Consider the following 14700-nt stretch of genomic DNA (forward strand, 5'->3'; position numbering starts at 1 on the left):
GAACCGCGCCATGAAAAAATTCTTAATCTTCATTACGATCATCGCGGCGATCGGTATCGTGGTATCGGCGGTGCTCAACCGCAGCCTGCCCGATTACGATCCTCATTACGAAATCTCTTATTCGGATTTCATCGAGGATGTCCGCAACAAAGTCGTTACCGAAGTCGTGATTAGCGGTTACGACGTCGAGGGCCGCCGTCAGAACGGCACCCGCTTCGTCACCTATAACCCGAATGACGCCCGGATGATCGACGAATTGTTGGAATACGGCGTCAAGATCAAAGTCGAAAAACCGCAACCGCCGTCAACCTTATTTCAAATACTGATGTCGTGGGCGCCAACCTTGCTATTGATCGCGGTGCTGGTTTATTTCATGCGCCGTCAGCAAGGCGCGGGTCCCGGCGGCCAAATGGGCTTCGGCAAGAGCCGCGCCAAATTGATGGCCGAGGATCAAGTCAAGGTTCGCTTCGGCGACGTGGCCGGCGTCGAGGAAGCCAAGGAAGACGTCAAGGAGATGGTCGACTTCCTGAAAGACCCCAGCAAATACGAAGCCCTGGGCGGCAAAATCCCGCGCGGCGTGCTGATGGTCGGCCCTCCCGGAACCGGTAAGACTCTGCTGGCCAGAGCCATCGCCGGCGAAGCGGGCGTGCCGTTCTTCTCGATCTCCGGCTCCGATTTCGTCGAAATGTTCGTCGGGGTCGGCGCGGCCAGGGTCCGCGACATGTTCGAGCAAGCCAAAAAGCGCGCGCCCTGCATCATCTTCATCGACGAGATCGACGCGGTTGGCCGCCAGCGCGGCAGCGGCAATCTGGGCAACGACGAACGCGAGCAAACCCTGAACCAATTGCTGGTGGAAATGGATGGTTTCAGCGGCAACGAAGGCATCATTGTCATCGCCGCCACCAACCGCGCCGACGTGCTGGATAAGGCGCTGCTGCGTCCCGGCCGGTTCGACCGTCAAGTGCAAGTCGGCTTGCCGGACATCAAGGGCCGCGAGCAAATCCTCAAGGTCCACGGCGCGCGGGTACCGCTGGCCGAAGACGTCAACATCAACGATCTGGCGCGCGGCACGCCGGGATTTTCCGGCGCCGAACTGGCCAACCTGATTAACGAGGGCGCCCTGTTCGCGGCTCGCAACAACAAGAAAGTGGTGTCGATGGCCGAACTCGACAAAGCCCGCGACAAAATGATCATGGGCGCCGAGAAACGCACGATGGTGATGAGCCGTGACGATTTGCTGATGACCGCCTACCACGAAGCCGGCCACGCGATTGTCGGCCGCTTGGTGCCCGAGCACGATCCGGTTTACAAGGTCAGCATCATGCCGCGCGGCGGCGCGTTGGGCATCACGATGTTCCTGCCCGAGCGCGATCAGTACAGCGCCAGCAAGGATAAATTGGAGAGCCAAATCTCCAGTCTGTTCGGCGGCCGGGTCGCCGAAGCGTTGATCTACGGTAAGAACAAGGTCACCACTGGCGCTTCGAACGACATCATGCGCGCCACCCAACTGGCCCGGAATATGGTGACCAAATGGGGCTTGTCGGAACGACTGGGTCCAATGGACTACGGCGACAGCGAAGGCGGCTACATGGGCCCGCAATCCAAGCCGATGTCGGAAAAAATGGCACAAGTGATCGACGACGAGATTCGTGCGGTGGTCGATACGAATTACAACCGCGCGGAGACCATTTTGAAGGAAAACATCGAAATCCTGCACAACATGGCGCACGCCCTGCTGGACTGGGAAACCCTGGATAAATTTCAAATCGACTTACTGATGCGCGGCCACCAAATCGCGCCGCCGGAACCCGAGCCGGAACCGGTGGTTGCCGAGGATGCGGATGCGGAGCCCGCCGACGCAAACCCAATAGACGGAAGCCTGGAACCGGGACCGGCCCTGGCGTCTTAACCTTCCTCCTCTATATACCCTCCAAACCTGCAACACTCTTGGAGGGTATCTTTTTCGAGGTGTCGCGATGCAGACCAAAACCCTAGCGGGCAAAACCCTCGACATCGTGGAATTGCTGCTGCAAGTCAACTTTAACGCCGCGGTGTTGCTGGTTCTGATCAGCTCGGCGTTGTCGATGTTCGGCGGTGCAATCTATTTCGAGGATAACAGCGACCTGTACGGTCCGCTCGCCAACAATCTGCGCTTGATGATGTTTTACTTGAGTCTGGTGCAGATTGCCGTCTACAGCTTTTATTTATACGGCAACAGCCCGGCCGCGGTCGCCGGTCTGGGCGTGTTTTTATTATTGTTGACCGCGTCGTTGGGGTTTTACGCTTCGATCAACCAGATCGAAATCGACGAGAAATACGCCGAGCTATTCCTGTACGCCGGCGCATCTCACCTGGTGTACGGCGGTCTAGCGGCATTCCGCCAAGATCGACACGGAGGATCTTCCGCTTCGAAAGGACATTAATTGATGACTACGCAAAGTTAATCGACCAACGGCCGGCACCACAATAACGACAAACCGGCCGACTTCACCAAGCTTGCATTCAGAGAGGGGGACTCCATGCCTATCAAGCTACCGTTCGACGCCACCAGGCCGGTCGCCGGCCAAGCCAGTGTCGAGATTGAAAAACCGATCACTGAAGTGTTCGATTTCGTCGGCACCCGCTTTTTCGACAATTACCCGAAATGGGCCGAAGAATTATTGGCGTTTCAAGCCTTGGACGGCGAGGAAGTGTTCGTCGGCGCCAAGGCTCGACAATGCATACTCGAAAACGGCGAGCCCATCGAATCGGTGTTCGAAATCACCGAATACCAACCCGAAGACACCCTGATTTTTCGCGGCTTGACGTCACCGTATCGGCATAGTTATTTACTCGAAGGTCTCAACGACCGCAGCCCGACTCGCCTGACCTTTCGCTTCGAGTTGCTCAATCTCGACGTGTTCATGCGGCCCTTCGAGAAACTGATCCGAGCCGCGATAGAAGACGGCGCCGAAAATACCGTGGAAAACATTCGCAACCTGATCGTCGCCGAGTCGCCTTAGTCTGGCGTCAAGTTCGACCATAAAAATAAAACGCTTACCGGGAGTAACTAACATGCCTTTCGTAGTCAAAAAAGACAGCGGCATCATTCCGCAAATTCTATCGGCGATACTCGACGAATGCGTCAACGGCGTGACGTTGGCCGATCCCGATCTCGACGATGCCCCCATCGTTTACGCCAACAAGGCCTTCGAGCGCCTGACCGGATACGGTAGCGATGAAATCGTCGGCCACAATTGCCGGTTTTTGCAAGGTGAAGACCGCGACCAGCCGGCCCGCCGCCAAATTGCGGAAGCGATGCGTAAGCATGAATCGGTCGAAGTCGAGCTGCGAAATTACAAGAAGGACGGCACCCTGTTTCACAACCGGCTACGCATTATCCCGCTGTTCGATAACAAACAACGGGTGATGTACTACCTCGGCGTGCAATACGACATTACCCAGCAAGTCAACGCCGATCACGAAATCCAAGCCCTCTCCGCCCTGCTGGGCAGCACGCCCGGCCAAACCGGTTAATCCGACGGAGGTGTCCAATGAACGCCGCAATCGATACCCAACCCGCCGCCGCGATCGCTTTTAACCAAGCCTTGTTCGGGCTCGCCATTCTGGCCTTCGTCGCTTTACTGGTTTTGGAAAAACGTCAGCCCCATTTGCCGTTTTCGACCAAAATCTACAAAGAGTCGCTGGTAACCAACACCGCCGCCTTTTTAATCAATAATCTGATATTGACGGTATTGCGCGCCTCGTCGCTATTTCTGGTCGCTCAACAATTCGCCGATTTCGGTCTACTTGGCAAGTTGGACAACGGTCCGGTGAAATGGCTGTTGGCCTTCGCCTTTTTCGATTTGGCGATTTACGCTTGGCACTATGCCAGTCATCGCTTCGAATGGCTGTGGCGGTTCCACAAAATCCACCATAGCGACAAGTGTTTCAACGTCTCGACCGGCTTTCGCTTCCACGTCTTCGACCTGTTGCTGGAAATCCTCTACAAATGCGTGTTCGTGGTATTGATTGGGGTGGATGCCTATCTAGTGCTATCGATCGAAATCATCGAACTGTTTTTCATCTTTTTTCACCACGCCAACCTGCGCGTGCCGCACGAGCAGGCCCTGTCGCAACTGATTATCACCCCCTCGCTGCACCGCACCCACCACTCTAAATTGCGTAGCGAACACGACAGTAACTACGGCATCGTGCTGGCAATATGGGACCGGCTGTTCGGCACCCGGCTGGAATTGGCGCCGGCCCAGATCGGACTGGACTTGATCGAAGCGGAAAATTTCATTCAATTGTTTTCGCTGGCCTTCATTACCGAACGCCAGTTTCGCAAGTTGCTGCGTTGGATACCCAACAGCAAAAAGCCGTGAGGTCCCAGCCATGTTGATTAAAACCCGCCAGGCCTTTCGCGATCACGACGTGACCGACCCAGCCATATTCCAATCCCGCCGCGTTCTTCTGAAAGCCATGGGGCTGGCCGCCGCCGCGCCGTGGACCTTGGCCGCCGCGACCCAAACCCGGCAATCGATAGCCGACGCCAACGCCGTTACCCCAGCCAGGCTGGTCGAGCAATACAACAATTACTACGAGCTAGCTTTCGACAAGGAAAGCGTCGCGCAATTGGCTAGACATATCGCCGTCGAGCCTTGGCAAATCGAAATCGCCGGCGAAGTCGAAAAGCCCGGCCTCTACCGACTCGAGGACATACTGCGCGACCATCCCCGCCAGGAACGCATCTACCGCTTACGCTGCGTGGAAGGTTGGTCGGCGGTAATTCCGTGGCTAGGCTTTCCGTTGGCGGACTTGCTGAAACGCGCTCAACCGCTGTCCGCCGCCCGTTTCGTCAAGTTCACCTCGGCCGCGCAACCCGAGGCCATGCCCAAATTGCGGGCCGGCGCGATGTTGGACTGGCCTTATGTCGAAGGACTACGCCTGGACGAAGCGTTGCATCCGTTAACGATTTTGGCCAGCGGCATGTACGGACGGGATCTACCCAAGCAAAATGGCGCGCCGCTGCGCTTGGTCGTACCCTGGAAATATGGCTTCAAAAGCATCAAAGCCATCGTCAAAATCGAATTGACCCGGCGAGCGCCGTTGACGTCCTGGAGCCGCTACGCGCCGAGCGAATACGGCTTTTACGCCAACGTCAACCCGGCGGTGGCCCATCCGCGCTGGACCCAAACCAGCGAGCGCGTGCTCGGCTCGGATTTTTTCACGCCGCGCCGCAAAACCGAATTGTTCAACGGCTATGCCGACCAAGTCGGCCAACTTTATAGCCAGATGGACCTGAATCATTTTTTCTAATGTCCGCGTTCATCCTCCGCCATTTAAAGTCGATCACGCTCGCGGTCTGCTTGCTGCCGCTGTTGTGGCTGATCGCCGATACCGAACTGGATCGTTTGGGCGCCAATCCAATTCAGGCCGTGCACATTCGGCTCGGCGATTGGGCCATGCGGTTTTTATGGATCACGTTGACGATTACCCCCGTACAAAGCATATCCAAATGGCGCGGCATGGCCGATTACCGGCAGATTTTCGGACTGTACAGTTTCCTTTACGCCAGCCTGCATTTATTGGCCTATTTGTGGGTCGATCACGCGCTGGCCTGGGACGCCATCGTGCCGGATGTCCTGCAAAGCAACTATTTGTGGATGGGACTGATCGCGTACAGCCTGATCCTGTTGATGGCAATCACCTCGTCGAAATGGGCGATGAAACGGATGGGCAAACAGTGGAAGCGGCTGCACCGCTACATCTATCTGGCCTCGGTATTGGTGATTCTGCACTACTATTGGCAACTCAAGGGCAATCTGGCCGAGCCCGGTTTTTATCTGGTCATCCTCGGTTTGCTGCTGGGCTTTAGACTGGTTGGCTGGTTGAAGAGCCTGCGGCAAGCCTTGGTGCTTGGCGCCGGCCAGCGCGACTGACGATCCGACGACGAGGCGACGAAGATGGCAAATCCAGCGATATTAATCACCGGCGGAACCGGCTTTTTGGGCAGCGCCTTAACCGAGGTCCTGCTCAAGCAAGGCTATTCGGTCCACATCTTCAGCCGCGACGCCGAAAAAGTCCGCGCCCGCTTCGGCGATCGGGTCGCGCCCGTGGTTACGCTAACAGACTTGCCGGATGCCGGCGAATTCCGCGCCATCGTCAATCTGGCCGGTGCCGGCATTCTGGATCGGCGCTGGAGCCAGGACCGCAAGCGGGAATTGCGCGACAGCCGGATCGGCCCCACCCGGCAACTGGCCGACTGGATTAATGCCTCGACCCGGCCGCCGGGCGTCCTGATTAGCGGTTCTGCGATCGGCATATACGGCGACCAGGGCGAGCGTCCATTGGAAGAGACCAGCCCACCCAAGCCCGACTTCGCGCAGCAGCTGTGCGCCGACTGGGAGGCGGCGGCCATTGTCGCCGGATCGTCCGGTTGCCGGGTCTGTTTGCTGCGTACCGGCTTGGTATTGGGCAACGGCGGCGGCCTGCTGCAACGCCTGTTGCCGGTTTATCGCCTGGGGCTGGGCGGCACGATCGGCGACGGCAGGCAATGGATGTCCTGGATACATTTGACGGATTGGCTGGCGATCGTCGAAACCTTAATGAACGATAGCAATATGGTCGGACCGTATAATGCCACCGCGCCGACGCCTGTCGACAATCGTCAATTCAGCCAAGCCCTGGCCAGGACGCTGGGTCGGCCGATGCTGTTGCCGCTGCCGGCCTGGCTGTTGCGGCCGATATTGGGCGAAATGGCCGAACTGTTGCTGGGCGGCCAACGCGTGTTACCAACCCGCTTATCGAATCACGGCTTCGGTTTTCGCTATCCGCGTTTGGACGACGCTTTAAACCAACTTTTACTCCGCCACTGACCATCCCGACCGTCTATGCTCTTCAACAGTCTGGCTTTATTACTGGAATTCACCACCTTCATTGCTTGGTGGGAGGCACTCGCCGTCGGCGTTGCGCTGACCATCCTGCTGTACTCGCTAACGCCGCCGCCACCCGCTTACTGGGAAGTCAAGCTGCCGAATACGTTATACCTCTACCTACAATGGAGTTGGCTGGGCTATACCAGGCTAAGTAGCGCGTTCTGGCCGTTCTTCCTGATTTACAATCCGATCCTGTTCGGCGTCGATTATCGACTTCAGGAAGGTTCGTTCACGGCCGCCAGCTGGATCACGATACACCTCATCTGCCTGATGCCGTTGATTTACTGGACCGGCGCGGTGTGGCGCTGCTCGGCGCATTGCACGGCAAGACATTGGGCGGTACTGGCCCGGCTGGCGACGGTCGCGGCGTTTGCCGATTTGGCGTTGCGCTGGGTGATTTATCGGTACTATCCCAACATTTTGTTCAATTGCCAGCAGATGATTGCGCAGTTCGGCGACTGCTAAGCCATGGCCGACAAACCCTATCGCAACGCGCTGTTCCTGTTTCGGCGAGACCTGCGTCTGGAAGACAATACCGCGCTGAATGCCGCGCGGCGCGGTGCGGACCGGGTGATAGCGGCCTTCGCGTTCGATCCGCGCCAAATTCAACCCCATCCCTATCAAAGCCAGCCCGGCCTGCAATACATGCTGGAGGCCGTCGCCGGTCTGCAACGCGATTTAGTTAACCGCGGCGGCAAGCTGTACTGCTTCGCAACCCTGCCCCACGATTTGATTGCCCGTCTCCGCGAGACGCTCCGCCTCGATGCGGTCTACATCAACCGCGATTACACGCCGTTCAGCCAAGTCCGCGATGCCGAAATCCGCGAATGCTGCAATGCGTTGGGCGTGGCCTTGCACATCACCAACGACCTGCTGCTGACCGAGCCGGAACAAATCGCCAGTGCTAAAGGTAATCCCATTCAGGTATTCACCCCGTTTTACCGGCGAGCCCGGCAAATACCGGTCGCCGCGCCGGCCGCGCTGGCCGACGGTGGTTGGTATACCGACACACTGGCCGGCGACGATGCCGATTTACCGGAACGCTACCGGCGTCCGCATCGCAACCCGATTGCCGGCGGCCGCGCCAGCGCGTTGCAAAGTCTGCAAGCCGTGTCGAGCTGTCGCGACTACGCGCAAAACCGCGATTTCCCGGCACTGGCCCAAACCAGCCGGTTGTCGGTACACCTAAAATTCGGCACCTGCTCGGTCCGCGAGGCATACGCCGCGATTCAGCATCAATTAGGGCCGGAACATCCGTTGCTGCGACAATTGTATTGGCGCGATTTTTTCAGCCACATCGCCTATCGCTTTCCGCACGTGTTCGGGCAGGCTTTCGACCGCCGCTACGACGCCGTGCCCTGGCGCAATAATCTTGACGACTTCACGGCCTGGACCAAGGGCTTGACCGGCTTCCCGATCATAGACGCCGCGATGCGCGAATTGAAGCAAACCGGCTGGATGCACAACCGCTTGCGGATGGTGGTCTCGTCCTTTCTGGTCAAGGATTTACATATTTCCTGGCGCTGGGGCGAACGCTATTTCGCCCAACATCTGCTGGATTACGATCCCTGCGTCAACAACGGCAATTGGCAGTGGGCGGCGTCCACCGGATGCGATGCCCAACCCTATTTCCGGATCTTCAACCCCTGGCTGCAACAGCAAAAATTCGATCCGCAATGCGACTACATCAAAACCTGGTTGCCGGAATTGCGGGCTTATTCGGCGAAGGTGATACACCAATGGGCCAGCCAACCGCTGGCCGGCGCTTATCCGCCACCGATCGTCGAGCACGGCACCCAAAGCCGGTTAATCAAAGCCCAATTCAAGGCGCTGACCACGCTGCCGATCCAAGAGAACTTCGATGCGTAAAACCTGTTTACTGTTACTGACTCTGACCGGCTGCACCGGCATCCCGGACGGCGTCGTCGCGGTCGAGGATTTCGAATTGTCCCGATACCTCGGCACCTGGTACGAAATCGCTCGGCTGGATCACCGCTTCGAACGCGGCCTGAGCGACATTCGCGCCGACTACAGTCTGAATTCCGACGGTAGCGTCAAGGTGTTGAACAGTGGTTATTCGGCGGAAGCCGGCGAGCGGGAGAGCGCCGAAGGCCAGGCCGAATTCGTCGAGACGCCCACTGTCGGCCGCTTGCAAGTGTCGTTTTTCGGGCCGTTTTACGGCGCCTACAACATCATCGCGTTGGATAAACCGGGCTATCGTTACGCGATGATCGCCGGCCCGGACCGAGACTATTTGTGGATACTGGCCCGCGATCCGCAATTACCCGCCGCGACGTTAAAAGCCTTGGTGGACCAAGCTCGAACCCTGGGCTTTGCCACCGATCAACTGATTTACGACCGGCACCCACCATCCGAGCAAATCCCATGACGAAAATTCCAGTCGGTATCAGCAGCTGTCTATTGGGCCACGAAGTCCGTTACGACGGCGCTCACAAATACCACAGCTACATTGAACGCACGCTGGGCCAGTACTTCGAATTCCGCGCCTTCTGCCCGGAAGTGGAAGCCGGCCTGGGCATCCCCCGCCCTTGCGTGCAACTGCGAGAAACCGCGCCCGGCGTGATACGTTGCGTCGGCGTCAAGGACCACGGGTTCGATGTCACCGAGCGTTTGGAACAAGCCTCGGCAAAGCAGGCCGACTGGTTGGCCGAACTGTGCGGCTATATATTGAAGAAGGATTCGCCGAGTTGCGGCATGGAGCGGGTCAAGGTCTACAAAAACGACATACCGGCGCGTTGCGGTACCGGCATTTTCGCCGGATTTATCCAACGCCGGTTTCCCTATTTGCCGATCGAAGAGGAAGGCCGGCTCGGCGACCCGGCATTGCGCGAGAACTTTATTCAGCGGGTATTCGTGTTGCGGCGTTGGCGGGAGCTGACAGAGGCCGGCCTCGGTGTACACGCCCTGATGAGCTTCCACAGCCGCCATAAACTGATCGCGATGAGCCACGACCAAAATCAGGCCCGCGCACTGGGCCGGCTGGTCGCCGACGCCAATGCCGCGAATCTGACCGAAATCGCCGACGCCTACCTGGCGGCCTTGATGGCCTGTTTGAAGGTCGTCGCTACCCGAGGCAACCACGTCAACGTGTTGCAGCACATCCAGGGCTATTTGAAGCAGAAACTGGACAGCGACGCCAAGCAGGAGCTGGTCGAAACTATCGAAGCCTATCGAACCGGCCTGCTCCCGCTGATCGTGCCGCTAACGCTGCTGAAACACCACTTCCGCCGCGAACCCGATCCGTTCATCGACCAATCGTTTTACCTGTCGCCGCACCCGGCGGAATTGGCGCTGTTGAACGCGATATAGCGGGTCGCCGCAGCCAATTCAGCCAGACAAGCCCGCACGCAGTCGGCAACCAGGAAACGCTGTGCTTACCCGATGGCCGACCGGTCATGGACGCACGATGCCCCCCCCTCGTTGTCCGCGCTAAAATTCCAGTTTGATCGAGCCCAAAAATGCCCTCGGCGTGCCTATGGTCCGGCTACTGCTGGCCCCGCTGATATAAGCATCGGTGAAATAGCTTTTATCAAGCAAATTGTAAACATTGAGCTGCGCGGTCAATTTGGATTTATCGACCTTCCAGGAATAAGCGGCCAGCAAGTCCACGGTCGCGTAGCCGGCGGTCTGGTAGTTGTCGCCGGTGCCGTCGGTGGAGCCGTCGCGCATGGTCACCCCGCCACCGACTTTCACGCCTCGCAATTCGCCACCCAGAACGTCGTAGGTTGACCACAAACTACCGACATTACGCGGCACCGCGTATAGGCGGTTGCCCTGCAAACCGTTGTTGTCCTTGGTCACTCGAGTATCGAAGTTGGAATAGGTGGCGATCAGGTTCCAACCGGGCAGCAATTCGCCGCGTATGTCCACTTCCGGCCCGCGACTACGCACTTCGCCGGCGGCGATACTGAAGTTGCTGTTGAACGGAGAATTCGGGTCGCGGGTTACGACGTTTTGTTTGGTGATGTCGTAATACGCCAATGTGGCGCTGAATTTACCGTCGAAAAATTCGAACTTACTGCCGATCTCCCACTGCTGGGCACTCTCTGGCGGTAACGGTTTGCCGCTGGCCGAGATGGCCCACTGATTGGACACCCCGAAGTTTTCGATGTAGTTACCGTAAAAACTCAACCAATCTTGCGCTTGCCAAAGCACGCCGACCCTGGGCGTCACGTCGTCGTCCACCGGTTGAGCGGTGTGGCTTAAATTATCCCACTGCTTGACGTACTGGTAACGAAATCCGCCCAGCACATGCAGGCCGTGCGGCAGCTTGATCTGATCCTGGGCGTAAATCCCGATGTAATCGGCGCTATTATTGCCGCCCCAGCCAGCGGAAACCCAAGGGCTGACAATATCGGCGTTGTGGACGGGGTGGTAAACGTCGATGTTCGCCAACTCGGCCGAGTACGGGTCGCTAATATGATCGACGCGGTAATAGTCGCCGCCCAACAACAAGGTATGCGCCAACGGCCCGGTCGCGAACCGACCGGTCAAGTCCAGGGTCGTAAAGTAGGTGTTGTGAGTGCCGTCTATCAAAGTTTGGCTGCGCGGCAGCAAGTTGCCGGGTAACAACGTATCGGCCGCCGCGCTGGTCCAATGCTGAACGTTATCCAGCAAATCGGCGACGAAGCGCTGCTTGATGCTCCAATCGTCGTTAAATTGGTGCGACCAATTCAGCCCGATCAGTTTTTCCTCGACCCGGACTTTACCCGCTTCCATCAAATTGCGGGAACGCGGCATGTTGATGAAGCCGCCGTTCAAATACGGCCAAGTATTGTTATCGTCAATCAGATTGTCGTGGCGATATTCCATTTCCAGACTGATTTGCGTACGCGGGCTGACGTTCCAGGTCAGCATCGGCGCGATGAAGGTGCGCTCGCTGTCGACCAAATCTCGAAACGAAGCGCTGCTTTCAAACGAACCGTTGAAACGGTACAGCAAGGTGTCGTCGTCGGACAGCGGGCCGGTAGCGTCCAAGCTCGTGCGGTATAAATCGAAGGATCCGAACTGCTGTTGCAGCGCGTAATACGGTGTCGCCAACGGCTGTTTGGTAACGACGTTGACCATGCCGCCAGGCTCCATCCGCCCGTACATGATCGCGGCCGGGCCTTTGATGACCTCCAGGCGTTCGACGTTGGCCATTTGCCGGGTACCGATCGACGCGAATTGGCTATCGATGCGAAAGCCGTTGCGAAAAAAGGTACTGCTCCGAAACCCGCGCAGAAAGATGTCGTCCGACAAGCCGCCGGACCCGTGGCTGACCGTGGCGCCGGCCACGTTCTTCAACGCATCGGTCATCTGGATGATTTGTTGATCGTTCAAGACCGCTTTCGGGATGATCTGGATGTTGACCGGCGTTTCCATCAACGGTGTATCGGTTTTGGTGGCGCTGGCGGCCGCGCGCACGGCGTAGTCCCGATTGTCCGGCGAGTTAAGATCGTAGACCGCTTCGCCGACCACCGAGACCGCCGGCATCGTCGCCGCCGATTGGGGTTCGGCCGACTGCTTGGCCGGCGCGGCTTCCACGGTAAAGGTGTGTTCGGCGGTCTTCCGAGCGCTCAAGCCCGAAGCGTGCAGCAGGATTTGCAACGCCTGTTCCGGCGCATGGCGACCGGTCAGCGGCTGCGAACGCAATTTGGCGACCAACTCGGCCGGATACAGCAAACGCAGATCGGCCTGATCGGCCAGTTGGGTCAACGCGCCGTCCAAGGCTTGCGCCGGAATATCGAATTGCCGAAGCTCGTCGGCCAGCGCCGCCAGGCTGACGCAGCCGGCCATCAGGGCCGAGGCCGTCCTACGGAGCCGGAACGCGCGCTCGGCGGCAGAGAGGGTTTGCGGATGAAGTTTCATGTCGATTCCTTAACGTTAAGGCGGCGCCTATGCCGCGTCTTCGTTAAGACGGACGAGCGGAACGATCTTGTAATGAACACCGAAATTTTTTGCGAGGGGCCGCGTCGGCCTGTTGCAGAAGCGGCAGGCCATACCGCCGATCGCCGGCAACGTCAGCCCCCGCGCGTTGATGCGTTTGACTAGCGAGCCGATCGATCGTCTGCATCGGACGTTCCGGCTATCGCCCCGATCTTAACGATGGCAAAGTCCGCGCTCAGCCGTGCAACACCGCCAACCAAGGCGTCAATCGGCTGACTTTAATCGCCAGGATGTGCTCTATCATCCCCAGCGCGGCGTCGGCATCGTTCAGCGGGAACACGCCGCTGACCCGAAATTGCGCTAGCTTGGCGTCCGCGATCAGGATGGCGCCGGGAAAATAGCGATCCAACTCCGCCACTACTTCGGCCAAGCTCCGGTTTTTGAACACCAGCTTGCCGCGCTGCCAGGCAGACACTTGCCCGGCATCGACAGCCAACATCGCTTGCAGACCGGTTTGCGCGCGATAAACCGCCTGATTTCCGGCCTCGACGCGGCTATCGGCGCGGTAATCGGCGTCCGCCAAGCCTTTAACCGCGACGGCGTGTTCGCTTACGCTAATCCGAGTAGCGGCGTCCTGTTGCCAGACTTCGAACACGGTGCCCAAGGCCTTGACCACCGCCGAGTCGGTCGCCACCTCGAACGGCCTGCCGACATCGGCGGCAACCCGAAACAAGGCTTGGCCGCGCTTCAAGGTCAATTGGCGGCCGCTAGCGGTATAGCGCACATCCAACGCGGTATCGGTGTTCAAAAACACAACGCTGCCGTCTGTCAACGTAACGGTTTGCTGCTCGCCGACGCCGGTGCGGTAATCGCTAAACCAGGCATCGGCCATGCCCAAGAACGGAAGCACGGCGACGAATGCCAATACCGCAGCGACGGCCAAGACCCGCAAAGCCCCGAAAGTACTTGGTTTGACGTCATCCGGCCGCGTCGGCGGGCGCGCCGAGTCTTCCGCCGGTCTCGCGGCCAGACCCATTTCCAACCATAACCGTTCGGCGTCGCGAAATGCGCGTAGATGGGCAGCACTCCGATTGCACCACTCGGCGGCCAGCCGTCGCTCGCGGTCGCTTGCATTACCGGCATGCAAGCGAATCACCCAATCGATCGCTTGATCGGATAATACGGTGATTTCGGAAACGGACGCTTTAGTCATCGGTGCTGGATCGCGGTTTGAACAGTATTATGACGAGATTGCCTAGCCATCTTGCCGCAAAATTCGAGTTCGGTGGCCGGCAGGCGTCTAATAGCCTTTCAGGCGGTCCCGACAATGTCGCATGGCTCTGGCCAGGTGCTTGGCCACCATGCTTTCCGAGATATTCAGGCGTGCGGCGACTTCCGCATGACCGAGGCCCTCGACGCGATTCCAATAAAACGCCAAGCGGCAATCGTCGGGCAATTCGGCCATTGCTTGCTGCATCGCTTGCAAGCGTTGCTGGTGTTCGTATCTAAGTTCCGGCCCCGGTGCCGGAGCGGCGATAGCGTGCAGACTGACTTCGTCGATATCCTGCATCAAGCGATTTGCACTCAGCCGCTGATAATCGATCACCAAATTGCCGATGACCCGATACACAAAAGCGCGCGGGTTCTCGATGCGTTCCGGCGCGCCGTGCCGGCTTAGGCGCAGATAGGCTTCTTGCAGGATATCCGCCGACATCTCTTCCGATCCCAGCTTGCGCAGGATAAAACGGCTGAGCTGATCGCGATGCTGGTCGAGAAATTCGGCAATCCGCGCGGCTGTCAAGCTGGTTTGATGCGTTAACGTTTTCGATGATTTTGTCGGAACGGAATGGTCTGCCATGGCGGTGTGTGAGTTACCGGTCGTGCTGTCGGC

The 14700-nt window shown here is 58.3% G+C and carries 15 protein-coding genes; 12 read left to right on the forward strand and 3 right to left on the reverse strand.

Annotation, left to right across the window (positions count from 1 at the left end):
• Window positions 1-10: 10 nt before the first annotated feature.
• The 12 genes from ftsH (at window position 11) to A1355_RS19015 (ending at window position 10250) form a co-directional block, all read left to right on the forward strand.
• The gene (gene ftsH / locus A1355_RS18960; protein WP_064030842.1) at window positions 11-1909 is read left to right on the forward strand and encodes an ATP-dependent zinc metalloprotease FtsH; all 1899 of its coding nucleotides are present in this window, start codon (window positions 11-13) and stop codon (window positions 1907-1909) included.
• Between the two features lie 67 nt (window positions 1910-1976).
• Window positions 1977-2423, forward strand: a complete 447-nt coding sequence (locus A1355_RS18965) for a hypothetical protein (RefSeq protein WP_064030843.1) — start codon at window positions 1977-1979, stop codon at window positions 2421-2423.
• Window positions 2424-2519: 96 nt separating this feature from the next.
• On the forward strand, window positions 2520-3002 hold the full coding sequence (locus tag A1355_RS18970; RefSeq protein ID WP_064030844.1) for an SRPBCC family protein: 483 nt from the start codon (window positions 2520-2522) through the stop codon (window positions 3000-3002).
• A gap of 52 nt (window positions 3003-3054) precedes the next feature.
• On the forward strand, window positions 3055-3516 hold the full coding sequence (locus A1355_RS18975; RefSeq protein WP_064030845.1) for a PAS domain-containing protein: 462 nt from the start codon (window positions 3055-3057) through the stop codon (window positions 3514-3516).
• Window positions 3517-3533: 17 nt separating this feature from the next.
• Window positions 3534-4367 (forward strand): sterol desaturase family protein, encoded by an 834-nt coding sequence (locus A1355_RS18980; RefSeq protein ID WP_064030846.1) that lies wholly within the window; start codon window positions 3534-3536, stop codon window positions 4365-4367.
• 10 nt (window positions 4368-4377) lie between these two features.
• Window positions 4378-5301 carry a protein-methionine-sulfoxide reductase catalytic subunit MsrP gene (gene msrP / locus A1355_RS18985; protein WP_064030847.1) on the forward strand — a complete coding sequence of 308 codons (924 nt, stop codon included), beginning with the start codon at window positions 4378-4380 and terminating at the stop codon, window positions 5299-5301.
• The gene (locus A1355_RS18990) at window positions 5301-5924 is read left to right on the forward strand and encodes a sulfite oxidase heme-binding subunit YedZ (protein WP_064030848.1); all 624 of its coding nucleotides are present in this window, start codon (window positions 5301-5303) and stop codon (window positions 5922-5924) included. Before msrP ends, A1355_RS18990 begins: the two co-directional genes overlap by 1 nt.
• 24 nt (window positions 5925-5948) lie before the next feature.
• Window positions 5949-6860, forward strand: coding sequence for a TIGR01777 family oxidoreductase (locus A1355_RS18995; RefSeq protein ID WP_064030849.1), 912 nt, complete (start codon window positions 5949-5951; stop codon window positions 6858-6860).
• A gap of 15 nt (window positions 6861-6875) precedes the next feature.
• Complete coding sequence (locus A1355_RS19000; RefSeq protein ID WP_064030850.1) at window positions 6876-7385, forward strand: hypothetical protein; 510 nt, start codon at window positions 6876-6878, stop codon at window positions 7383-7385.
• Between the two features lie 3 nt (window positions 7386-7388).
• Window positions 7389-8789 (forward strand): cryptochrome/photolyase family protein, encoded by a 1401-nt coding sequence (locus A1355_RS19005; protein ID WP_064030851.1) that lies wholly within the window; start codon window positions 7389-7391, stop codon window positions 8787-8789.
• Entirely contained in the window at window positions 8782-9309 is a 528-nt protein-coding gene (locus A1355_RS19010; RefSeq protein WP_064030852.1) for a lipocalin family protein, read from the forward strand. The genes A1355_RS19005 and A1355_RS19010 overlap by 8 nt, the downstream gene beginning before the upstream one ends.
• Entirely contained in the window at window positions 9306-10250 is a 945-nt protein-coding gene (locus A1355_RS19015) for a YbgA family protein (protein WP_064030853.1), read from the forward strand. Before A1355_RS19010 ends, A1355_RS19015 begins: the two co-directional genes overlap by 4 nt.
• A 120-nt stretch (window positions 10251-10370) precedes the next feature.
• Here the strand turns inward: A1355_RS19015 and A1355_RS19020 are convergent, their stop codons facing one another.
• From A1355_RS19020 to A1355_RS19030, 3 genes are all read right to left on the reverse strand, one after another.
• Window positions 10371-12791: a TonB-dependent siderophore receptor gene (locus A1355_RS19020; protein ID WP_064030854.1), complete on the reverse strand. Its 2421-nt coding sequence runs from the start codon at window positions 12789-12791 to the stop codon at window positions 10371-10373.
• A 253-nt stretch (window positions 12792-13044) separates the two neighbouring features.
• Window positions 13045-14022: a FecR family protein gene (locus tag A1355_RS19025; RefSeq protein ID WP_064030855.1), complete on the reverse strand. Its 978-nt coding sequence runs from the start codon at window positions 14020-14022 to the stop codon at window positions 13045-13047.
• Between the two features lie 87 nt (window positions 14023-14109).
• On the reverse strand, window positions 14110-14610 hold the full coding sequence (locus tag A1355_RS19030) for a sigma-70 family RNA polymerase sigma factor (RefSeq protein ID WP_064030890.1): 501 nt from the start codon (window positions 14608-14610) through the stop codon (window positions 14110-14112).
• Window positions 14611-14700: the final 90 nt, after the last annotated feature.

This window comes from Methylomonas koyamae, assembly GCF_001644025.1.
Taxonomy (GTDB): Bacteria; Pseudomonadota; Gammaproteobacteria; order Methylococcales; family Methylomonadaceae; genus Methylomonas; species Methylomonas koyamae_A.